The 21,973-nt window shown below is 63.8% G+C and carries 16 protein-coding genes; 12 read left to right on the top strand and 4 right to left on the bottom strand.

Going from position 1 to position 21,973, the window contains the following annotated elements; all coding sequences use genetic code 11:
- Nucleotides 1–97 precede the first annotated feature (97 nt).
- The 6 genes from P3T18_RS31880 (at nucleotide 98) to P3T18_RS31855 (ending at nucleotide 3,908) form a co-directional block, all read left to right on the top strand.
- Nucleotides 98–406 (top strand): hypothetical protein, encoded by a 309-nt coding sequence (locus P3T18_RS31880; protein ID WP_429303950.1) that lies wholly within the window; start codon nucleotides 98–100, stop codon nucleotides 404–406.
- 189 nt (nucleotides 407–595) lie between these two features.
- On the top strand, nucleotides 596–754 hold the full coding sequence (locus P3T18_RS31875) for a hypothetical protein (protein ID WP_429303949.1): 159 nt from the start codon (nucleotides 596–598) through the stop codon (nucleotides 752–754).
- Nucleotides 755–1,201: 447 nt separating this feature from the next.
- On the top strand, nucleotides 1,202–1,495 hold the full coding sequence (locus P3T18_RS31870) for a hypothetical protein (protein WP_429303948.1): 294 nt from the start codon (nucleotides 1,202–1,204) through the stop codon (nucleotides 1,493–1,495).
- Nucleotides 1,496–1,695: 200 nt separating this feature from the next.
- A complete protein-coding gene (locus P3T18_RS31865; RefSeq protein ID WP_429304016.1) occupies nucleotides 1,696–2,571 on the top strand; it encodes a 3-hydroxyacyl-CoA dehydrogenase family protein in 876 nt (291 codons plus the stop codon).
- A gap of 134 nt (nucleotides 2,572–2,705) precedes the next feature.
- A complete protein-coding gene (locus P3T18_RS31860) occupies nucleotides 2,706–3,317 on the top strand; it encodes a flavin reductase family protein (RefSeq protein WP_429303947.1) in 612 nt (203 codons plus the stop codon).
- A 153-nt stretch (nucleotides 3,318–3,470) separates the two neighbouring features.
- On the top strand, nucleotides 3,471–3,908 hold the full coding sequence (locus P3T18_RS31855) for a cupin domain-containing protein (protein ID WP_429303946.1): 438 nt from the start codon (nucleotides 3,471–3,473) through the stop codon (nucleotides 3,906–3,908).
- A gap of 82 nt (nucleotides 3,909–3,990) precedes the next feature.
- Here the strand turns inward: P3T18_RS31855 and P3T18_RS31850 are convergent, their stop codons facing one another.
- The gene (locus P3T18_RS31850) at nucleotides 3,991–5,457 is read right to left on the bottom strand and encodes a polyhydroxyalkanoate depolymerase (RefSeq protein WP_429303945.1); all 1,467 of its coding nucleotides are present in this window, start codon (nucleotides 5,455–5,457) and stop codon (nucleotides 3,991–3,993) included.
- A 225-nt stretch (nucleotides 5,458–5,682) separates the two neighbouring features.
- Here P3T18_RS31850 and P3T18_RS31845 point away from each other — a divergent pair, with 225 nt between their 5' ends.
- Nucleotides 5,683–6,336 carry a glutathione S-transferase family protein gene (locus P3T18_RS31845; protein ID WP_429303944.1) on the top strand — a complete coding sequence of 218 codons (654 nt, stop codon included), beginning with the start codon at nucleotides 5,683–5,685 and terminating at the stop codon, nucleotides 6,334–6,336.
- An 18-nt stretch (nucleotides 6,337–6,354) separates the two neighbouring features.
- Here P3T18_RS31845 and P3T18_RS31840 read toward each other — a convergent pair whose 3' ends face one another.
- Complete coding sequence (locus P3T18_RS31840; protein WP_429303943.1) at nucleotides 6,355–8,328, bottom strand: methyl-accepting chemotaxis protein; 1,974 nt, start codon at nucleotides 8,326–8,328, stop codon at nucleotides 6,355–6,357.
- A gap of 149 nt (nucleotides 8,329–8,477) precedes the next feature.
- Nucleotides 8,478–10,832, bottom strand: a complete 2,355-nt coding sequence (locus tag P3T18_RS31835; RefSeq protein WP_429303942.1) for a heavy metal translocating P-type ATPase — start codon at nucleotides 10,830–10,832, stop codon at nucleotides 8,478–8,480.
- Between the two features lie 343 nt (nucleotides 10,833–11,175).
- On the opposite strand from P3T18_RS31835, the gene P3T18_RS31830 reads away from it, so the two are divergent.
- Entirely contained in the window at nucleotides 11,176–12,588 is a 1,413-nt protein-coding gene (locus P3T18_RS31830) for a DUF1254 domain-containing protein (RefSeq protein WP_429303941.1), read from the top strand.
- A 196-nt stretch (nucleotides 12,589–12,784) separates the two neighbouring features.
- Entirely contained in the window at nucleotides 12,785–16,591 is a 3,807-nt protein-coding gene (locus P3T18_RS31825; RefSeq protein WP_429303940.1) for a DUF748 domain-containing protein, read from the top strand.
- A gap of 24 nt (nucleotides 16,592–16,615) precedes the next feature.
- On the opposite strand, the gene P3T18_RS31820 is transcribed toward P3T18_RS31825, so the two are convergent.
- Entirely contained in the window at nucleotides 16,616–18,166 is a 1,551-nt protein-coding gene (locus P3T18_RS31820; protein ID WP_429303939.1) for a PLP-dependent aminotransferase family protein, read from the bottom strand.
- Between the two features lie 131 nt (nucleotides 18,167–18,297).
- Here P3T18_RS31820 and P3T18_RS31815 point away from each other — a divergent pair, with 131 nt between their 5' ends.
- The 3 genes from P3T18_RS31815 (at nucleotide 18,298) to P3T18_RS31805 (ending at nucleotide 21,950) form a co-directional block, all read left to right on the top strand.
- A complete protein-coding gene (locus P3T18_RS31815; RefSeq protein WP_429303938.1) occupies nucleotides 18,298–19,404 on the top strand; it encodes an ABC transporter ATP-binding protein in 1,107 nt (368 codons plus the stop codon).
- 105 nt (nucleotides 19,405–19,509) lie between these two features.
- On the top strand, nucleotides 19,510–20,559 hold the full coding sequence (locus P3T18_RS31810; protein ID WP_429303937.1) for an ABC transporter substrate-binding protein: 1,050 nt from the start codon (nucleotides 19,510–19,512) through the stop codon (nucleotides 20,557–20,559).
- 122 nt (nucleotides 20,560–20,681) lie between these two features.
- Nucleotides 20,682–21,950: an ABC transporter permease gene (locus P3T18_RS31805; protein ID WP_429304015.1), complete on the top strand. Its 1,269-nt coding sequence runs from the start codon at nucleotides 20,682–20,684 to the stop codon at nucleotides 21,948–21,950.
- The last annotated feature ends 23 nt before the right edge of the window (nucleotides 21,951–21,973 follow it).

Genomic DNA, 21,973 nt, shown 5'->3' with positions numbered 1-21,973 from the left:
GCACGGCCGGTCGCAGCGCAATGCACGCGTTTTACACTCTGCATGCTGCTGCGAAGCCGGACCGGATACGCCAGCGCAAATTCTGACCGACACCACCATGCCGACGAGCGCACATAAATTTTCGATTGAAGAACTGCTCTGCGCGCTGCTGCGCGATCAGGGCATCCACGAAGGCCATTGGGCCTTGAACGTCGAGTTTTCGGCGACCGGCGCGGCCGTCAAACCGCAAACGGATTCCACGCTGACTTTGCCGGGACTGATCGTGTCGATGAATAGCGCGACGCTGGTACGGGCAGAGAGCACGGCAGCCGGCGCGGTGGACGCCGCCGTGGTCAATCCGCGCAAGCCGGCGCCCAGCGCGAGACCGGCGCCCACGCGCAAGCCGCGGGCAACGACGCTCCAGTAACCGCGCTTTTGACCCCGAATCTGAAAAATAGGGACGTTGTAATGCTGCGACGCACCATTCACTTAAACCCTGTGACAACGCACCACACCCGAGTTTTTGCTGCATTGCACTAGCTTTTGCCTAGGGAAAACCCTATAATCATTCTTAAGGGAAAACCCTAGCTAATGCAGTAACCAACCGGGAGTCGCCATGAGCTTCATTTTTGCACTGTTCCAAAAGGTCAGCGACCTCTTTGCGTCGCCCCATCTGCCGCTGGATTCGGACTACTCGTACGAAGCGCGTAGCCGCGAAGCAGAGCGTGTGCGCCGTGCGCAAAGCACGTTGTTCGGCATCAAGCTGAGCGACTAAGAAGTCAGCTGTTTAGAAGTCTACGTGCGGCGTTTGCCGTACACGGGCGCGCGCCATCAGGTACGTCGCCTCATTGAGAAGCCACTGTTCGCGAAAGCGTGCCGTGGCTTTTGTTTTTGGTGAGCCGGCTTTCGATTCCGATTCGTAAGCTGTCTGTCCCGAATATTTCCTGGCCGAAATGAATGTAACGGCGGCTGACAATCCCGCTGTGCCGCCATCGCGCCTTTCTGGACGCAAGCCCCGCCAGACGGCGCCCTTGAGCAAAAATGCCGTCCGCGTACGGCTTTCTATCTCTGAAATGTGCGCTTACAAGTGCTCACGTATTCGCAAGGTCTGCCCCGCTAAAGTTGGTCTCAAGCGTACGGCGTCGTTCGAACCCAAACCGCGGTTCGGCGCTGATTCTTCAGCCGACGCTGGCTTGATACAAAACTTTGATGGGAGGTCACTATGAAAACCTTTAACAAGACATCGCGCTCGATTCTCGCAACGCTGCTGGCTGGCGGTGCATTGCTCGCAGCGGGCAGCGCCGTCGCGCAGGAACGTGTGTTCATCGATAACGGCTCGGCCGCATATGGTCAGCCGCACATGATGCCGGTCGGCGTGTCGATCAACATCGGCTGGCATGGCGATCGTTACTACGATGGCCATCGTTACTGGGCTCATGACGACTGGATGCGTCATCACCCGCACGACTACGATCCGCACCACCACGACGACCATCGTCCGCCGCCGCGCTACTAAGCTGGCGTGCATCTGACGGCGCCGCTCGCCAATCGTCGAGCGGCGTGAAGTCCACGAAGCCGGTCCTTCCTCACGGAAGACCGGCTTTGTTGCATTCGCAACGGGAAACGCGCGCCCTGCGCTATGCTTGAAAGCTTTCATCGGGAAAGCGGGAGAGCAGCGTGGACAAGGCAGTGATTGGCGTAGTGGGCACGGGACTGATGGGCGTCGGCATCGCGACGCAAAGCGCGTTGCACGGGCATCGAACAATCGTTCACGACGTCGATCCCGCACGGCTCGCGAGTGTCGCGCCAAAAGCCGAAGCCGTGCTCGACGAATTGATCGACGCCGGCCGCATCGACGAATCCGCAAAGCAGGCCGCGCTTGCGCGCATCGAAACGCATGCGCAACTCGACGTCATGGCGTCCGCGAAATTCGTGATCGAAGCCATTCCGGAAGTGCTCGAACTGAAGCACCAGTTGTACGCCTCGCTCACCAGCCTGCTCGCCGGAGACACGATTCTCGCGAGCAACACCAGCGGCTTTCCGCCGGACCAGTTGGTCGCCCCCTTGCGCGCGAAAGAGCGCTTCGTGATCGCGCATTTCTGGAATCCGCCGCACATGATTCCGCTCGTCGAAGTCGTGCCGGGTACCGCGACCGCACCGGACGTCACTGAACAAACCGCCGCGCTGATGAGCGCGATCGGCATGGAACCGGTCGTGCTGGCGAAGGCGATTCCTGGCTTCGTCGGTAATCGACTTCAGTTTGCCGTGCTGCGCGAGGCGCTCAACATCGTGCGTTCGGGCGCGGCGACGCCCGACGTGGTCGATCGCGTGATGAAAGCGTCGCTCGGCCGCCGCTGGGGTATCGTCGGGCCGCTCGAAGGTGCCGATATGGGCGGCCTCGACACGTTCCTCGACATCTCGTCGCACCTCATGCCGGAACTCGCCAAAGATGAAGACGTGCTCGACCTGCTGCGCGCGCAAGTGGCGGCGGGGCGTGTCGGCGTGCGCAGCGGCGCGGGTTTTTACGATTGGGACGACGCGCATCTCGCGCGCGTGAAAGAAGGTCGCAAGAAAGTGATCAGCCGCGGCTAATCGCGCAGCGCAGGGATCACCGCAGAGCGTGCAGGGAGCGTCGGCGAGGCGATAGCAACTTCCCCGCCAACGGCAAGCGCCGCTCTGCGGTATAAGTCAGATTCAACTCGCCACCCACACGCGAACGCAAACTCATGTCCCACTACTTCTACGATCCCGCCGCCGGTCACGGTCTTCCGCACGACCCGTTCAAGGCCATCGTCGCGCCCCGGTTGATCGGCTGGATTTCTTCGCGCGCCAAGGACGGCACGCTGAACCTCGCGCCCTACAGTTTCTTCGGCGCATTCGCGACGTTCCCGTCGATCATCGGTTTTTCCAGCGAAGGCCGCAAAGACAGCGTTTCCAACATCGAAGCCACGGGCGAGTTCGTCTGGAATCTCGCCACGCGGCCGCTCGCGGAGCAGATGAATCGCTCGTCGGCGCCGGTCGCGCCGCATGTCGACGAATTCGAACTCGCCGGACTCACGCCGGCGCCGGGGCGCAATGTCGACGTGCCGCACGTTTCGGAGTCGCCGGCCGCACTCGAATGCAAGTTGCTGCAGGTGATCCGCCTGCACGATCTCGACGGCAATCCGATGGACAACTATCTGTCGCTCGGACAAGTGGTCGGCGTGCATATCAACGAGGCGTTTCTGAAAGACGGCCTGTTCGACACACACGCCGCGCAGCCGATCATGCGCGCGGGCTATCGCGGCGACTACGCCGAAATCGGCGAGATGTTCCAGATGTTCCGGCCCAGCGCCTGAGCATTCAAAAACGTTCCAGCCAATGCGCGCCGTGCAACGCGGCGCGCTAGCTGCGCGTGATCGCGCGATTCTCGAAACTGGCCCGCTTGATGCTTGCAAACGACGCTCCAACGCGTCGTTTTCAACTGCCGGCTCACTCCGAGGAGCGCGATCATGTCTACCGAATTCGCCACGCAATTCAGCCACGTCCGCCCGCAAGACACGTCCTACGTGGATCAGGGCTTACGCGACTTTTTTCTCTACCGCGATTTAGGCATCGCGCAGGCCACCGGCGGCAAGGTGCTTGCGCAACTCGTGAAGGCGAATCACGCACCAGAGCAAGGCACGGGATGGCACCGTCATGAAGCCGATTTCCATATCGTGATCATGCTGAAGGGCTGGGCGCGCTTCATGTACGGCGACGAGGAAACGCTTGTCGCCGCCGGCGATTGCGTGCATCAGGCGCCGGGTATCGTCCATTATCTGTTCGATTACTCGGAAGACATGGAGTACATCGAAATCGTGTCGCCCGCCGATTTCAAATCGATCGAAGTCGAAGGGCCGTGCGACGTGCCGGCCGTTCAACCATGGCAGAAGAGCGTCACGGCCTGAACGCGTTCGACCCCCGCAGTTCGATTCCGTTAGGCCCGAGCGAAACCGGCAGCCGCCTCGCGCGGCTGCGTCGACACACGCATCATTGCGCTGCGGGCGGCCGTCTGCGCGTCGGCCGCGATGCCTGCGGCTTGATCGTGGACGCCGAGCCGTGCGTGGCAGCGCCGTTCGCGCGACCCGCGGAATCCGCTCCGTTGTTCGCATCGATTTCGACCTCGACGACGGCTGCGGCGGCCGGTGCCGCCGGCGTCACCTTGCTGGCAGCCGCGAGCGAAACAGGTTGAATGGTGCGCGCCCGCGAACTCACCAGCACCGCACGCGGCTCGTTGTCGTAAATCACAGCACGCACGCGCGGATAAATGTGGCGTTCCCAGCGGTGTCCGTTGAACACGCCATAGTGGCCGACACCCGTTTGCACGTGATGCGTCTTCAGATACGGACGCAGTTTGTCGCACATGTCCTGCGCGGCGAGTGTCTGCCCGACTGCGCAGATATCGTCCTTTTCGCCTTCGACGGTGAGCAGCGCGGTGCGTCGAATCTTCGTCGGTTCCACGAGACGGCCTTTCACTTCGAGTTCATGCAAGGGCAGCGCGTGCCGCTGGAACACGGTGTCGACCGTCTCGAGATAGAACTCGGCCGTGAGGTCCATCGTCGCGAAGTACTCTTCGTAGAAGGTGTGAATGGTGTCGGCCTTCGCCGGATCGCCTTTGGCCCGCTCGTAGTACATCGTCTCGAACGAGTCCAGGTGGCGGCCGAGATTCATCGACATGAACGCGGTGAGTTGAACGAAGCCGGGATACACGCGCCGCTGCGCGCCGGCAAAGCCGAACGGCACCGCGCTAATCAAATTTTTCTCGAACCACTCGATCGGTTTGCTCTTCGCGAGTTCGTTGACGCGCGTCGGGTTGATGCGCGTGTCGAGCGGCCCGGCCATCAAGGTCATGCTGGCGGGTTGAGCGGGATTGTCGTCGGCGGCCATCAGGGAAACGGCGGCCAGCGCCGCGACCGTGGGTTGGCACACCGCGAGCAGATGCGCGCCGGGACCGATCGTTTCGGTGAAGTCGATCACGTGCTGGACGTATTCGTCGAATCCGAAACGGCCCTGACTCAACGGCACGTCACGCGGATTGTGCCAATCGGTGATGTAGACGTCGTGCTCCGCGAGCATCGTTTTCACCGTGCCGCGCAACAGCGTCGCGAAGTGGCCGGACATCGGTGCGATCACCAGCACGCGCGGCTGCGGGTGAGCCAGCATCGCGTCCTTGCGAAAATGCAGCAGCGAACCGAACGGCGTGTGCGCGACGACTTCCTCGACGATCGGCACCGGCTTGCCTTCCGTGATCACGCTGTCGATACCGAACGGCGGCCTGACGGGAGTCAATCCGGCGAGCGTCAGCAATTCGCAGGCGGCGCGCATGGAGCGGCCCTGCGGCGATTCGCCGAACGCAGGCCATGCGTCGAGCGAGTGATTCATCAGTGCCGCGCCGTGCCGTAGCGGCAACATCATGTCGGCGAAGGCCTGATAGTTGGAATATGCGAACAGGTTCATAACCTTCGCACGAGTGCGAGTGCAGAAAAGGAAGGAGCCCGAATAGAGGCAAGTCATGTGCCAATCGGGCGGCCGCACCGCCGCAACCCCGATGGCGCGTTGGCATAGCATTTGCGCGAGTCATGGCGGCGCGCCGGAATTGCCGCGCTTTGGTGCGCGGACGCACGCCAGCGTGCACGTGCATCGTCAGGCGTCGTCCGAACGCCTCATAAGGAGGAGAATCGTATGGCGAATACCACGCTCACCATCAGCAGCAAAAACTATTCTTCGTGGTCGATGCGCGGCTGGTTGCTGACGAAATTCAGCGGCCTGCCGTTCGAAGAAGTCGTGATGTCGATCGACGATCCCGCCGCGCGCGCCGAGTTGCTCTTACTGTCGCCGTCGATTCTGGTGCCGTGCCTGTTCCACGACGGCATCAAGATCTGGGACACGCTGGCGATTGCCGAATACCTGAACGAGTTGAAGCCGCAAGCGCGTCTGCTGCCGGAAGACATTCGCGCTCGCGCGCATTGCCGGTCGATTTGCGGCGAAATGCATTCGGGCTTCAGTTCGCTGCGCTCGGCGTTGCCGATGAACCTCAAGGCGCATTTTCCCGGCTTCAAGGTATGGGCGCGCGCGCAATCGGATATCGACCGTATCGTGACGATCTGGGGCGAGTGCCTGAAGCAGTACGGCGGTCCGTTTCTGTTCGGCGAGCGCACCGCGGCGGACGCCATGTATGCGCCGGTCGTCACGCGCTTCGTCACGTATGACGTCAAGCTCGATCCGGAGATCGTCGAATACGGCCAGCGCATCATGGCAATGCCGGAGATGCTGGAGTGGATTGCGGACGCGCAGCAGGAAGTCGAGGAAATCGACGAACTGGACGTCGAGTTCTGACGCGTCCGCGTTCGGCGGTTACGGCTGCGTGGCTTCGAGCTTGAACACGCTGACCACCTGCGCGAGTCGTGCGGCCTGATCGCGCAATTCCGCCGCCGCGAGTTCCGCTTCGCCGACAATCGTCGCATTTTGCTGTGTTGCCTCGCCGATCTGCGTGACCGCAAGATTGACCTGCTCGATGCCACCGGATTGTTCGCGCGAGGCCACGCTGATTTCGGCCATGATCGAGCGCACCTGACCAACCTGCAGCACGATGCCTTGCATCGTCGAGCTGGCTTCCTCGGCAATGCGGAAGCCGCTTTGAACGGTCGCGGTCGAGGTTGCGATCAGCGCTTCGATCTCTTTCACCGAAGCCGCGCTGCGCTGCGCCAGCGCGCGCACTTCCGAGGCCACGACCGCGAAGCCCTTGCCGTGCTCGCCGGCGCGCGCCGCTTCCACGGCGGCGTTCAGCGCGAGGATGTTGGTCTGGAACGCGATGCCTTCGATCACGCTGGTGATCTCGGCGATCTTCTGCGAGGAACGGCTGATCTCGCCCATCGTCGAGACCACGCGTTCCACGGCGCGGCCGCCTTCGAGCGCGGCGTCGGCGGCGGTCGTGACGAGCGTGTTGGCCTGCGCGGCGTGATCGGCGTTCTGCTGCACGGTCGAGGTGATCTCTTCCATGCTCGCGGCCGTTTCTTCGAGGCTGCTCGCCTGCGTGGCGATCCGCGCGGCAATGTTGCCGCTGCCGGTGGCGATTTTCTCGGTGCCTTCCGACATATCCGTCGACGCATGCCGAACCTGCGTGACGATGCGCGCAAGACCTTCACCGATGCCGTCGATCGATTTCATCAGGCGGCCGATTTCGTCGGCGCGGGCGTTGCCGTCCTTCGCCACACGCACGCTCAGATCGCCCGCGGCGAAGCGCTCGGACGCCTTCGCCGCTTCGTCGAGCGGACGGCTCACGAGACGGCGCACGACGATCAGAAACACGACCGCGAACGCACCCACCAGCACGAAGCCGAGGACCAGGAAAGCGTTGCGCGTGCGCACGACATCGGCCATCACTTCGTCGCGCGGCGCGACGCCGCCCACCAGCCATTGCCATTCCGGCACGGTGACGAACGAGACGAACTTGTCGCGAGCGTTGCGCTCGCCGAGCGTAGCGTCGGCCGACGTGAATTCGAGCTGGCCATCTTTCATGTCGAGCATCTGCTGATACGGCGCGTTCGCGTTGTCGGCGTTCTGGCCGACGGCGCCCGGATGCACGATCAGCTTGCCGCGATCCGCGCCCTTCGACGCGTTCATCACGAAGTAGTAGCCGCTCTCGCCGATCTTCAGTTTGGCGATGCCGTCTTCGACCGACTGGATTTCCTTGTCCACGTTCACGCCGACGAACAACGCGCCGATCACGCGGCCGCTCGCGTCGGAAATCGGCCGATATTGCGTGATCAAACGTTTGCCAAAGAGTGCGGCGAGTCCCGTATAAGGTTTATTCGCCATGATGAGCGCGTATGCGGGCGCCTTGCGGTCGAGCAAGGTGCCGATCGCGCGCGAACCGTCCTGCTTCTTGAGCGAGGTCGTGACGCGCACGAAGTCGTCGCCGCTGCGCGCGAACACCGTGGCGACTGCGCCGCTGCGTTCGAGGAACTGGTCGGGGATCGAAAAATCCATGTTCAGGACTTTGTCGCCGGCCTTGATGGTCGGCGTGGCCGTCCCGCTGACGTCGACCTTCTGCGTGTCGTCGAGCGAGTAGCCGGCAGGCAGGAAGCTCGCGAACAGCGACATCGACCGGTCGACTTCAGCCGACAGTGCCTTGTCGAACAGCGAGATCATCGCGGCGATCGAACGGTCTCTGTCGGCGATGCGGTCGAGCACCTGTTCGCTGACCTGCTTGCCGGCGGTGCGGGTGAGCGCCAGCGTGAACGCGGCGAAAATCAATGCCACCAGCACGCATGAGAGCACGGCAAGCCTGACGCCGACGCTGGCGCGGCGCAAAGAGATAAATTCCATGGGCGATCGGTAATGAGAAAACGGAAGGGGCGCGAGCCATGCGTGTGCATGGTTTACACCTATGTCCGGATAACGGCCGTTTCTCACATTTCTTTAGATTTTCCGAAAGCCTCCCGTAATGAGTTGACGCTTACAGCGTCTTTTCAAATTCACCGCGATTGCCCGGATTTCCCGGCCTGCCCGCCGCGCCACGAGCGCAGCAGCAACGCGTTCGTGACCACGCTCACGCTGGAGAACGCCATCGCCGCGCCGGCCAGCATCGGATTGAGCAGCCCGAACGCGGCCAGCGGAATGCCGACCAGGTTATAGACGAACGCCCAGAACAGGTTCTGCCGGATCTTGCGCCAGGTGCGCCGCGAGATGTCGATGGCGTCGGCCACCAGCGCCGGATCACCGCGCATCAGCGTGATGCCCGCCGCATGCATCGCGACGTCCGTGCCGGTGGCCATCGCCATGCCGATGTCCGCAGCGGCGAGCGCGGGCGCGTCGTTGATGCCGTCGCCGGCCATCGCGACGATCCCCGCGCTGCGGATCTTGAGATCGTGGATCACGCGCGCCTTGTCTTCGGGCAGCACGTTGGCGTGAACTTCGTCGATGCCGAGTGCTCTGGCGACGCTGGCCGCGCTGCCTTCGTTGTCGCCCGTCACGAGCACGCTGCGCACGCCCATCTGCGCAAGCCGCGCGACCGCCGCCCGGGCGGTCGGCTTGACGGTGTCGCCGAACGCGATCAGCGCGAGCGCGGACGCGACGTGCGTGGCCGGATCGCGGCGCATGAGCCAGGACACGGTGTTGCCGGCTGCTTCGAGTTGCGCGGCGCGTTCCCGCAGATGCGGCTCCAGCTGGATGCCGAGTTCGGTCAGCCAGTGCGTGCTGCCGAGCGCGAAAATCTCGTCGCCGATCTGCGCCTCGACGCCGCGTCCGGGTACGGCACGCGCGTGACTGGCGGCGGTGGTTAAGGCCTGCACCGTGGCCAGCGAACTCACAGCGTCCGCCTGCAATCCGATGTCCACCCCCGCATCCCGCGCCGCGCTCACCACCGCCCGCGCCAGCGGATGATCGCTGTGCCGCTGCACGGCGGCGGCGAGCGCGAGGGCGTCGTCGCGATCCATGCCGCCGGTCGGCTCGAACGCCGTCACCGAAGGCTGACCAAGCGTGAGCGTGCCGGTCTTGTCGAACGCGACGATCGTCACGCCGTGCGCGGTTTCCAGCGCCTCGGCGTCCTTGATCAGCACGCCGTGACGGGCCGCGACGCCGGTGCCCGCCATGATCGCCGCAGGCGTCGCCAGACCGAGCGCGCACGGACACGCGATCACCAGCACGGCCACCGCGTTCAGGATCGCGGTCTCCGCCCCCGCGCCCGCCAGCAGCCAGCCCGTGAGCGTGAGCACGGCGAGCGCCAGAATGGTCGGCACGAACACCTCGCTCACGCGGTCGACCAGCCGCTGGATCGGCGCCTTGCCGGTCTGCGCGCTCTCCACCAGCCGGATGATGCGCGCGAGCGTGGTTTCGGCGCCGGTCGCGCGCGTGGTGATGGCGATCGCGCCTTCGCCGTTGATCGATCCGGCAGTGAGCGCGTCACCCGGCTGCTTCGGCACCGGCAGGCTCTCGCCGGTAATCAGCGATTCATCGACGTGCGTGCGGCCTTCGAGCATCACGCCGTCCACCGGCACGCGCTCGCCCGGACGCACGATCACGACCGCGCCGACGTTCACCTGCGCGAGCGGCACCTCGCGCTCGTGAATACCGACGCGGATGCGCGCACGGTCCGGGCGCAGCGCGTTCAGTGCGCGGATCGCGTCGCTGGTCTGGCGACGGGCGCGCGCCTCGAGCCACTTGCCGAAGCGCACCAGCGTGATGACGACGGCGGACGCCTCGAAGTACAGGTGCGCGACATCGCCGGGATGGAACGCCATCTGGTAGACGCTGATGCCGTAAGCGGCCGAGGTGCCGAGCGCCACCAGCAGGTCCATGTTGCCCGCGCGGGCGCGCAGCGCGCGGAACGCCGCGCGATAGAAGCGCGCGCCGAATCCGAACTGCACGATCGACGCAAGCGTGAGTTGCAGCCAGGGCGGCAGCATCGCATGGACACCGAACCACTCGGCGGCCATCGGCGCGGCGAGCGGGAGCGTGAGAATCGCCGAGACCAGCAGTGCCGCGAACTCGCGCTGGCTTTGCGCGCGTTTCGTTCGGGTGACTGCGGCTGCGGCTTCGGTCGCGCTGTCGTCGGCGGCCGACGCGTCGGGCAGCACACGCAGCGTGGCTTCGTAGCCCGCCTTTCTGACGGCGTCGACGAGCGCGCCGGAATCGGCGGTGCCGGCGACGCTGGCGGTGTCGGTCGCCAGATTCACGGACGCGCTGGCGACGCCCGGCACTTTGGCGAGCGCCTTCTCGACACGCATGGCGCACGACGCGCAGGTCATGCCGCCGATGTCGATTTCGGCGAGTGGCGAGGAGGCGGCGGATACGTCGGCGGGGCGCGGTGGCGCTGCAACGGAATCGGTCATGGCGGGAAGGTCCATAGCGGCATCAGGCCGCGTGATGAACCCAGTATTGACCCTCCCATGATGGGAAGGTCAAGGCGCTATGTCGTCTCGAAACGGAGGTCGGCGCGAGCGCCGGTGAAAGCGACAAAAACAGTCGGTTATGCGGCAAAGCGTGTTGGCGCGCGCACTACAAAGCGTAATTCATACCTTTGCGCTTGCCTGGTGAGCGAGGATACGATACAACGCGATGTTGTCGGCATCGCGATTCGCGGACTGGTTGCGCTGGGCTGGGGGAGGCCACGCAAACGGGAACCGCCGGGCACCGACGTTTCCTCCTGGACCGCACGTTGCGCCACTTGAACGAATGATAAAAAATCGCCGAGCATCGTTTTCGCTTCACTGGACCTGCGCATCGTTCGCAGGCCTCGCATTTCTGGCCGGGTGCGCGTCCACCCCGACGGCGACGCAAAAATCGACTGGCTGGATCAAGGACGAAGTCGCCGACTCTTACGTTTTCGGCTATCCGCTCGTGCTGATGGGCGTCGCGCGCGACGCGGCGGTCGGCACGGACCCCGGTCAGGCGCCGGTCAATACGTTGCGTCACGCGCAGGCTTTGCCGCCGGTCGGCGCCGCCAATCCGCCGCAGCCGAGTCTCGACACGCTCGATTCGACCGGTTGGCTCGACGTCGGCAGCGAGCCGGTCATCGTCTCGTTGCCCGATTCGCACGGCCGTTATGTCGATGCCCGCGTGCTCGACATGTGGACCAACGTGATCTGGTCGACGAGCGACCAGTTCGCGGCACGCGCCGCGGGCATCAAGCCGCAGATCATCGCCTTCGTCGGACCGGGCTGGCAGGGCACCTTGCCCAAGGGCGCCAAACGCATCGACCTGCCGACCCGCAACGCATGGATAAGCGTGCGGATCCAGTCGAACGGCACGCGCGACCTGACGGCAGTGCGCAAGCTGCAACGCGCGATCCGCATTGCGCCGCTTTCCGTGTTCACGGGCGACACGCGTTCGGCCTCGGTCACGCCGCCGCGCAGCGACGCCGCCGCAACCGGCGCTTCCGGCACGCCGGCCGCGCAGGTCGCCGCACTCGACGCCAATGGTTTCTTCAGCCGCCTCGCGCAATCGTTGCCCGACAATCCGCCGACTCCGGCCGATCCTCATGCACTGAAAATTCTCGCGGACCTCGGCGTGAACCCCGGCGATCCGGTCAAGCTGCCGAAGGCGCCCGAAGCGATCGCCGCCGGTCTCGCCGACGGTCATGACCGCGTCGTGACCGCGCCGTCGAATCTGCTCAGCGGCAACGGCTGGACCTGGTTCGGCGACGGCGTCGGCAACTACGGCCCCGATTACGCGATGCGCGCCTACGCCGCCGCGACCCAGCCGGGCATCGGCACGAAAGACGACGAAGTGCGCGCGGTCGTCACTCAGGATAGCGACGGTCATGTGCTGAACGGCGCGAACCGGTACGTGATTCATTTCGCACCGAACCAGTTGCCTCCGGCGCGCGGCTTCTGGTCGATCACCGCGTACACGAAAGATGGCGCGTTAGGCGAGAGCGCACCCGCGCGTCTCGCGGTCGGCGATCGCAACGGCGCGCGCCGCAATCGCGACGGTTCGCTCGACGTCGTGGTGTCGTCGACGCGCAGCAAGAGCGGCAACTGGTTGCCCGCGCCGCGTGCGGATCTGCAACTGGTGCTGCGACTGTACGCACCGAAGGCGCAAGCCACCGACGGCAGCTGGCAGCCACCGGCTGTCGTGCGTCAATAATGTGACCGCGATGCATGAACCATGCATCGCGAGACGCGTATCCGCTGCCGTGCAGCGGGTACATCACGCCATGACGTGGATGATTGTGTAAGTCGCAACTTACATTTATATCCCACGTAAGTTTCACCACTTATACTGCCGCTTGCGGGATTTTCGTTTCGCGGCGGGCTTGCCGCCGCATTACCCAAGACCGAGCATGGCAAGCCTCAACAAAGCCTCACTTGCATCTTCCATGCAGACCGTGCGCGACGTCGCGCAGTCGCGCCGCACCCGGCGTGTCATCACGGGTCTGCTGATCTTCCTCGTATTGTTCGGTCTGCTGGGCTTTTTCGCGGCGCCGCCGCTGATTCGCCACATTGCCGAACAGCAACTCAGCAAACAACTCGACCGCCCCGCCACGATTGGACGCATTGCGCTCAATCCCTACACGCTCAGATTCGAAGCGGACCGTGTGCATATCGGCGAGCGCGGCGGCGCGGGCGACTTCGTGGATATCTCGCGGCTGATCGTGCAGCCCTCGTGGAGTTCGCTGTTCCGCGCGGCGCCGATCGTCGACGAAGTACAAATCGATTCACCGCGTTTTCACATTGTTCGCTACGACGCGCAGCGCTTCAATTTCACCGATCTGATCGAGAAGTTTACGAAGCAGCCGGCCAAACCCGACAGCAAGCCGACATTGTTTTCGGTGTCGAATATCCGCCTCGAAAACGGCCAGATTACTTTCGACGACAAACTGCTCGGCGCAACGCACGTGATCGACCAGTGGAAGCTCGGCATTCCGTTCATCGCCACGTTGCCGTCGAAAACCGACATCTTCGTCGAACCTTTGCTGCGCGCGCGGATCGACGGCAGTCCGCTCGCCATCGACGGCAGGACCAAGCCGTTTGCGGCGTCGCGCGAGTCGGAAGTGTCGCTGCGTTTCGACGGGCTCGACGTGCCGCGCCTGATGTCGTACGTGCCGACCAAACTCCCGGTCATCATGCAGACCGGCAAGCTCTCCACCGATCTCAAGCTCAACTTCGTGGTGTCCAACGACGCGCCCACTTTGCGCGTGACCGGCACCGTCGATATGAGCGACGTGGACCTGCGCGACACGAGCAAGGCGCCGTTCTTCGCGGCGCGCGAACTGCACGTGGCGGCCGCGATGCTGGAGCCGCTGAAAAGCCTCTATCACTTCGACGAAATCCGTATCGACGCGCCCACCGCCGATCTCGCGCGCGACAAGTCGGGCGTGCTGAGCGTCGAGAAAATGTTCGCGCCCGCCGAGCCGGCGAAAGCGACGGCGACGACTGCGCCCGTGGCGTCCGGCACGCCGACGGCTTCGGCGCCTGTGGCAACGGCACAGCGTCCGGCAAGCGCGCCCGCTGCGGCGTCGGGGCCGGCCGCCGTCACCGCCGACAAAGCCGCACCGCCGCTCGATCTCGCAATCAAGCGCTTCGTGCTGAGCGACGGCACGGTGAACGTGCACGACGAGGCAGCGTCGCGTCCGGTGGATGTCGGCATGCAGCAGCTGGGTGTCACGCTGAATGATTTTTCGACGCTCGCCACCGCGCCCGCGCACTACACGTTGAACACCACCTTCAAGGGCGGCGGCGGATCGCTCGGCGCGACCGGCACGTTCGGTCTGGTCGCGAAATCGGCCAATGCGCGGCTCGATCTGAAGTCGTTGAAGCTGCCGCTGCTGCAGCCGTATCTCGACACTGCCACGGCGGCGCAAGTCCAGGACGGCGCGTTGTCGGCGACGGTCAACGTCGGCGCAAGCTGGTCGAAATCGCCCGCGGCGGTGATGGTCAGCGACACGCAACTGGATCTGCAATCGCTCAAGGTTGCGACGCGCGGCAGCAGCGAGCCGGCAATCGCGCTCGCGCAGGCACATGTCGCGGTGAAACAGGTGGACGTGGCGGCGCGCACGGCGGACATTTCGGCTGTCGAGACGAGCGGTCTGGTCATCAACGCGCAACGTCTGAAAGACGGCTCCATCGATCTGGCCGCGCTTGCCGGTCCGCATGAAACGGAGCAGAAGCGCACGGCGGTGCATGCCGTGAAGAAAGCGCAGGCCGAAGGGCCGGCGTGGCACTACAAGATCGGCGAACTCACGCTGAAAGATGCCGCAGCCAATTTCACCGACAACACCACGCCGCGTCCGGTGAAGCTGAACATCGCGCCGCTGCAACTCAAGGTGCAGCAGATCAGCGACGACCTGAGCCGTCCGTTGCCGATCGACCTGCAAGCGACGCTCAACAAGAAGGGCTCGCTCGGCGTCACGGGCGACGTGACCGCCACGCCGCTCAAGATGGACGTCAAGGTGAACGCGAACCGGCTCGACGCCGCCGCGTTCGAGCCGTACTTCGGCGGTAAGCTGAACGCCCTGATCGCGAGCGCGTTGCTCAATGCGAACGGCAGTCTCGCGCTCAGCCAGGCCAAGGCACTCAAGGCGACCTATCGTGGCGACGTCGCGCTGGTGGATGTGCGCATGCTCGACAAGGCGACCTCCGACCCGTTCGCCGGCTGGGGTTCGCTCGCGCTGAGCAACCTGAAGGCCGACTACGACGAGCACGGCACGTCGGTCGACGCGGCCCGTGTCACGTTCACCAAATTCTACGGACGCGTTCTGCTCGACGCGCAAGGCAAGCTCAATCTCAAGGACGTCGTGGCGCACGAGAGCGGCAACGCGCAATCGTTGACGCGCGACAAGAGCGGCGCCGAGCCCGTGCCGTTGACACCGCAGGCCGCCTCGGCGCCGATGGCCGCGCCGGCGCCCGCGGCGTCGGGTGTGCCGGCTACGGTCACGGCGGCGACGCCGCCGCAGAGTCCGGTCAGGCTGCACTTCGGTCAGCTCGTGCTGCAACAGGGCCGCGTGACGTACACCGACAACTTCATCAAGCCGAATTTCACCGCGAATCTGGTTGGCATCCAGGGCACGGTCGGCGCGTTCGGCACGCAGTCCACCACGTCGGCGCCGGTGGACATTGCCGCGAAACTCGCGGCCAACGGTCCGTTGTCGATTCGCGGCACGGTCAATCCGCTGATCGCGAAACCGGCGCTCGACCTGACGGCGAGCGCGCACGATATCGAACTCACGAACCTCACGCCGTATTCGGCGAAATACGCGGGCTATCCGATCACCAAGGGCAAGCTGAATGTCGACCTGCACTACAAGCTCGATAACGATCAGCTGAACGCCAACAACCACATCTTCATCGACCAGCTGACGTTCGGTGACCATGTGCAGAACGACACGGCAACCAAACTGCCGGTGCGGCTCGCCATCTCGTTGCTGAAAAATTCGCGCGGCGAGATCGACGTGAATCTGCCGGTGTCGGGTTCGTTATCGAATCCGGAGTTCAGCATTGGTGGCCTGATCTGGCATGCCGTGCTCAATCTGTTGCAGAAGGCCGTGACCGCGCCGTTCTCGCTGATCGCCAATGCGTTCGGCGGCAACGGCGAAGAATTGGGCTACGTTGAGTTCGATCCCGGTTCCGCGAAGCTGTCCGATGCTTCCGACAAGAAGCTCGACACCATCGTCAAGGCACTGGCGGACAAGTCGTCGGTGCGCATCGATCTGATCGGCCGCGTCGATCCCGCCGTCGACGAACCGGCGCTGCGGCAGCTTTACGTCGAGCGTCTCGTCAAGCAGCAGAAGATCAAGGACGTGGTGGGCAACGGCGAAAGCGTCGATCTGTCCACCGTCAACGTGGACCCCAAGGAATACGATAAGTATCTGACCAAGGCCTACAAATCCGCGGACTTCAAGAAGCCGCGCAATCTGGTCGGCCTGACCAAGAGCGTCCCCGACGACGACATGAAGGCCGCGCTCGCCGCCAACGCACCGATCGACGACGCCAGCCTGCGTGATCTCGCGCAGCAGCGCGCGCAAAGCGTGCAGCAGTATTTCGACGGCAAGATCGACAGCAGCCGCGTGTTCATCGTCGCGCCGAAGCTCAACGCGGAAGGCATCAAGGACAAGGGCACCACCACGCGCGTGGATTTCGGCTTGAAGTGACGTCCTGCTTCGCGGCGCGCGCTGTCAGGCGGCGCGCGTTGGCTTTTTGGTGAGCGCGTGCTGCTCGATCACGCGTGCGAGCGTGTCGAAGGCGGGGCCGATTTTTTCGTTCGCCACGCAGGCGTAGCCGAGCAGTAGTCCGCGCCGTGCCGGCGTCTCGCTGCTGTAGTAGCTGGCCAGCGGACGCACGATCACGCCGGCGTCGAAAGCGGCCGCTGTGACTGCGCGGTCGTTCGCGTGGTCGGGCAGGCCGAGCACCAGATGGAGCCCGGCCTCGTCGCCCATGACCGGCAGTTCGTTGCCGAAACGCGCCGTGATCGCGTCGATCAGAATCTGCCGCCGCTCGCCGTACAGTGCCCGCATGCGCCGCACATGTGACGTGAGATGGCCGTCCATGATGAAGTCGGTCATCACCGCCTGCTGCATCAGTTGCCCTTCGCGATACAACTCTGCCACGCCGGTGCGGAACGTGTCCACCAGATGTTCCGGCGCGATCATGTAGCCGATCCGCAAACCCGGAAACAGCATCTTGCCGAGACTGCCCACGTAGATGACCTGGCCGGCGTCGTCGAGTCCTTGCAGCGACGCGAGCGGACGGCTGCCGTAACGAAACTCGCTGTCGTAGTCGTCCTCAATAATCCAGACGTTGTGCTGCCGCGCGTATTCGAGCAGCGTGCGGCGGCGCGCGAGGCTCATCACCATGCCGAGCGGGTACTGATGCGACGGCGTGACGAGCGCGAGGCGCGGCGGCTGTTGCAGATCCTGTTCGCGCGGATTCAGGCCTTCGTCGTCGACCGGCACGGGCACGAGCGTGATACCCGACGATTGCAGCACGCTGCGCGCGCCCCAGTAACACGGCTCTTCAACCCACGCGCGATCGCCGACATCGGTCAGAAGACGAACGGCCAGGTCGATGGACTGGTGAATACCCGTGGTGATGATGATCTGATCCGGCGTGCAGTTCACCGAACGCGCCACGCGCAGATAATCGGAGAGCGCACGTCGTAGCGGCCGGTAGCCGCCGCCCGGCGCGTAGGTCAGCAGGTCGGGATTCGCTTCTTTCCAGAGGCGCGCCTGCAGGCGGCTCCATGTGCGGGCGGGGAATTCGGCCACGTCGGGCACGCCCGGCATGAAAGCGCCCCATTGCTTGGCCGACACGCCGGCCTGATCGATGAGCCTGCGTCCGCGCGTGGAAAGGTCGCCGAGATCGTGCTTGCGCGGCGTGGAGAGCGTTGCGGCGGGCGGGTCGTTCGCGTCGGCTGCGGCCAGCGATGGCTTCTTGCGCGCGTTGACCGCGGCCGCGTCCGGCTGCGTGTCGGCGACGTAGGTGCCGCTGCCGGTTGTCGAAATAACGTAGCCTTCCGCCGTCAATTGATCGTAGACGTGCAGGACCGTGTTACGCGCAATGCCGAGGTCTTCGGCGAGCGTGCGCGAACTGGGCAGCTTGGTGCCCGGCGGCAACTGACCGGTCAGGATAGCCTGCTGCATCAGTCGCAAGGTCTGCCGGTAGACCGGCTCGGCAGCCGCGCGGTCGAGCCGTGCGGCGAGCCAGTCCGACAAGATCACGGTGTCCAAGTGGTTCTATCCAGAATAATGAAATGGTTCCATATTGTAGAACCGTAACGGTCTATAGTGAGCCACGCAATAAACGCAATCCCGCTGTTTTGCAGCGGGAAGCCGGGCGGAACGCAGAGGAGATTGAAGTCATGAAAACAGATGACGTGATCGTGAGCTTTCGAGGTGTCCGAAAGACTTACGACGGCGAGACGCTGGTCGTCAAACAACTCGATCTGGATATCTATCAGGGCGAATTCCTGACGCTGCTCGGGCCGTCCGGATCAGGGAAAACCACATGTCTGATGATGCTGGCGGGTTTCGAGTTTCCCACCGGCGGCGAAATCTGGCTCGACGGCACCTTGCTCAATACCGTGCCGCCGCATAAGCGCAACATCGGCATGGTGTTTCAGAACTATGCGCTCTTTCCCCACCTCACCGTGGAGCAGAACGTTGCCTATCCATTGACCGTGCGCAAACTTTCGGCGCAGGAGCGCGCGGAGCGCACCCACAACGCGCTGAAGATGGTCCGCATGGAGAGTTTCGCCAAGCGCTACCCGGCGCAACTGTCGGGTGGTCAGCAGCAGCGCATCGCGTTGGCACGGGCACTGGTGTTCGAACCGAAGCTCGTGCTCATGGACGAGCCGCTCGGCGCGCTCGACAAGCAACTGCGCGAACACATGCAGTACGAACTTAAATCATTGCACGAGAAACTGGGCGTGACCTTCGTCTACGTGACGCACGACCAGGGCGAGGCGCTGACCATGTCGGACCGCGTCGCCGTGTTCGACAAAGGCATCGTGCAGCAACTCGATACCGTCGACCGCCTTTATGAATCGCCGTGCAACGAGTTCGTGGCGAACTTCATCGGCGACAGCAACAAGCTGCGCGGCACCATCGCGAATGTAGACGGCGAGTATTGCGAGTTTCATCTCGCGGACGGCACGCGTCTGAAAGGGCGCAATATCGGCGGCGCGCGGGCGGGTACGCCTGCCGTGGCATGCATACGGCCCGAGCGGATGAAGCTTGCCGGTTTTGCCGGCGGCGCATCGCAACACGGCGCCAACGCGCTGAGCGGCGAAGCGCGCGGGCTGATCTATTTCGGCGACCACGTGCGCATGCGCTGTGGCTTGCCGGAACAGGACGAGTGTTTCGTCAAGGTGCCGCTCGGCACCGGCGCACTCGATACCTTTGCGCCCGGCTCGCCGGTCGCGCTGGAGTTCGCGCCCGAGCACCTGCGGGTTTTTGCAGGCGCCTGAGCGCATGAAGTCGACGTAGCTCGAACAGCAACCCATAACAAGTCGCACTGTAGCCGGCTCCAAGCCGGAAGCTGAAAGCACACCACCAAAGGAGAGCAACACACCATGAGCAAGATCGGGAAATCGCGCTGCGCCATCGCTGTCGGTGCCGTGGCGCTCGCGCTGGGTGCCGCGCATGTCAATGCAGCGGAGTTGACGGTCGTCAATTTCGGCGGCGCGAATGGCGATGCGCAGAAGGCGGCGTTCAACCAGCCGTTCGAAACGCAGACCAGCAACAAAGTGACCGCCGTCGAATACAACGGCGAGCAGGCCAAGGTGAAGGCCATGGTCGAAGCGAAGCATGTGAACTGGGACGTGGTGGAAGTGGAGTCGGGCGACATCGGTCGCGGCTGCGACGAAGGTCTGTACGAGAAGCTCGACTGGTCGAAGATCGGCAAGAAGTCCGACCTGATTCCGGACGCGCCGCAAACCTGCGGCGTGGGTTTCTTCGTGTGGTCGACGGCACTCGCTTATAACGCCGACAAGCTGAAAACGGCGCCCGCCGGCTGGGCCGATTTCTGGGACGTGAAGAAATTCCCCGGCAAGCGCGCCATGCGCAAAGGTGCGCGCTACAACCTGGAATTCGCGTTGATGGCGGACGGCGTGGCGCCGAAAGACGTCTACAAAGTGCTCGCCACCAAGGAAGGCCAGGATCGCGCATTCAAGAAGCTGGACGAGCTGAAGCCGAACATTCAGTGGTGGGAAGCGGGCGCGCAGCCGCCGCAATTCCTGGTGGCCGGCGACGTGGTCATGTCCACCGCGTATAACGGCCGGATCGACGCGGCTCAACGCGAAGGCAAGAACCTCAAGGTGGTCTGGAACGGCAGCATCTACGACCTCGACTATTGGGCCATTCCGAAGGGCACGCCGAACAAGGCGCTGGCCGAGAAGTACATCGCCTATTCGATCTCGCCCAAGCCGCAACAAGACTACGCGCACCACATCGCATACGGACCGGTGAACGTGACGGCGATCAAGTCGCTCGATCCGAAGACCTTGGCCAATTTGCCGAACTCGCCGGAAAACGGCAAGAACGCGGTGCTGCAGAACCTCGCGTTCTGGACCGATCACGGTGACGAACTGGAGCAACGGTTCTCGTCGTGGGCGTCGAAGTAAGCGTGTTCGTGAGACGGTGCGGATTGCTGTAGCCGCGCCGTCGCGAGACGCGCAATGACGCACGTGTGCCGGACGGCATGCGTGCGCTGTCGATGGTTGTAGGGGAGACGGGTGTGACTACGATGACGATCGCCGCCGATTCGACGCCCGAGTCGAATGTCCGGCTCAAGCGCGAGCTGAAGGCCGCTGAAGCTAAAAAGCGCACTATGGCGCTGCTGCTGATCGCGCCGCTCGCCATTTTTCTGCTGCTGATTTTCGTCGTGCCGATCGGCGCTTTACTGACGCGCGCCGCGCAGAATCCCGAGGTGATCAACGCGTTGCCGCACACGCTGGCTGCGCTGAACAACTGGGATCGCCAATCGCCGCCGCCGGACACCGCGTACGTCGCGCTGGCCGCCGACCTCAAAGCGATCGCCGACAGCGACGGCATGGGCGCGCTGGCGCGACGCCTGAACGTCGAGATTCCGGGTTATCGCTCGCTGGTGGCGAAGTCGGCACGCGCCATGCCGTTCGTCGACGACAACAACCAGCCGTTGACCTTGACGCCCGCGCAGATGCACGCGAAGTTCGCCGAACTCGACGAACGCTGGAACGACTTGACGTACTGGCAGGCTATCGCGAAGAACTCGAGCGCTTACTCGCCGTTCTATCTGCTGGCTTCGCTCGATCACAAACAGGATGCGCTCGGCCACATCACGCCGACCGATCCCGATCAACAGATCTACCTGCACGTGTTCAGCCGCACGTTCGTGATCGGCGCGGCCGTGACGTTTTTTGCGCTGCTGCTCGGCTATCCGCTCGCTTACTGGATTTCGACGCTGCCCGAACGCCGCGCCAATCTGGTCATGATTCTGGTGCTGATTCCGTTCTGGACATCGATTCTCGTGCGCGTGGCGGCGTGGATCGTGATCCTGCAAAGCGAAGGGCTGGTGAACAAGGCGTTGATCGCGAGCGGCTTGCTGCACGATCCGCTCGCACTGCTGTTCAACCGCACGGGCGTCTACATTTCCATGACGCATATTCTGCTGCCGTTCATGATTCTGCCTTTGTACAGCGTGATGAAGTCGATCCCGCCGACGTATCAGCGTGCGGCGATTTCGCTCGGCAGTCACCCGTTCGCCGCTTTCTGGCGCGTCTACGTGCCGCAGACTTATCCGGGCGTGGGCGCCGGTGCGCTGCTCGTGTTCATTCTCGCGATCGGCTACTACATCACGCCGGCCCTGCTGGGCGGCCCGAACGATCAGATGGTCAGCTATTACGTGGCGTATTTCACCAACGTGACGATCAACTGGGGCATGGCATGTGCGCTCGGCGGCTTGCTGCTGGCCGCTACCCTCGTGCTGTACGTCATCTACGGACGCTTTACGCGTTCGTCCCTGAGCCTTGGCTGAGCGCCGGAACGGAGTCGATTTGC

Origin of the sequence: Paraburkholderia sp. GAS199, from assembly GCF_050436585.1 — a bacterium.
In the GTDB taxonomy this organism is placed as follows: Bacteria; Pseudomonadota; Gammaproteobacteria; order Burkholderiales; family Burkholderiaceae; genus Paraburkholderia.
The sequence above is the reverse complement of the archived record's forward strand: the minus strand, read 5'-3'. Positions and strand labels throughout refer to the sequence as shown.

Bases quoted from the DNA above. Each gene is read 5' to 3' on its own strand.
- P3T18_RS31805 (WP_429304015.1), top strand. From the start codon at position 20,682: ATGACGATCGCCGCCGATTCGACGCCCGAGTCGAATGTCCGGCTCAAG.
- P3T18_RS31855 (WP_429303946.1), top strand. From the start codon at position 3,471: ATGTCTACCGAATTCGCCACGCAATTCAGCCACGTCCGCCCGCAAGAC.
- P3T18_RS31840 (WP_429303943.1), bottom strand. From the start codon at position 8,328: ATGGAATTTATCTCTTTGCGCCGCGCCAGCGTCGGCGTCAGGCTTGCC.
- P3T18_RS31825 (WP_429303940.1), top strand. From the start codon at position 12,785: ATGGCAAGCCTCAACAAAGCCTCACTTGCATCTTCCATGCAGACCGTG.
- P3T18_RS31830 (WP_429303941.1), top strand. From the start codon at position 11,176: ATGATAAAAAATCGCCGAGCATCGTTTTCGCTTCACTGGACCTGCGCA.
- P3T18_RS31815 (WP_429303938.1), top strand. From the start codon at position 18,298: ATGAAAACAGATGACGTGATCGTGAGCTTTCGAGGTGTCCGAAAGACT.
- P3T18_RS31860 (WP_429303947.1), top strand. From the start codon at position 2,706: ATGTCCCACTACTTCTACGATCCCGCCGCCGGTCACGGTCTTCCGCAC.
- P3T18_RS31875 (WP_429303949.1), top strand. From the start codon at position 596: ATGAGCTTCATTTTTGCACTGTTCCAAAAGGTCAGCGACCTCTTTGCG.
- P3T18_RS31835 (WP_429303942.1), bottom strand. From the start codon at position 10,832: ATGACCGATTCCGTTGCAGCGCCACCGCGCCCCGCCGACGTATCCGCC.
- P3T18_RS31870 (WP_429303948.1), top strand. From the start codon at position 1,202: ATGAAAACCTTTAACAAGACATCGCGCTCGATTCTCGCAACGCTGCTG.
- P3T18_RS31850 (WP_429303945.1), bottom strand. From the start codon at position 5,457: ATGAACCTGTTCGCATATTCCAACTATCAGGCCTTCGCCGACATGATG.
- P3T18_RS31865 (WP_429304016.1), top strand. From the start codon at position 1,696: ATGGGCGTCGGCATCGCGACGCAAAGCGCGTTGCACGGGCATCGAACA.
- P3T18_RS31880 (WP_429303950.1), top strand. From the start codon at position 98: ATGCCGACGAGCGCACATAAATTTTCGATTGAAGAACTGCTCTGCGCG.
- P3T18_RS31810 (WP_429303937.1), top strand. From the start codon at position 19,510: ATGAGCAAGATCGGGAAATCGCGCTGCGCCATCGCTGTCGGTGCCGTG.
- P3T18_RS31845 (WP_429303944.1), top strand. From the start codon at position 5,683: ATGGCGAATACCACGCTCACCATCAGCAGCAAAAACTATTCTTCGTGG.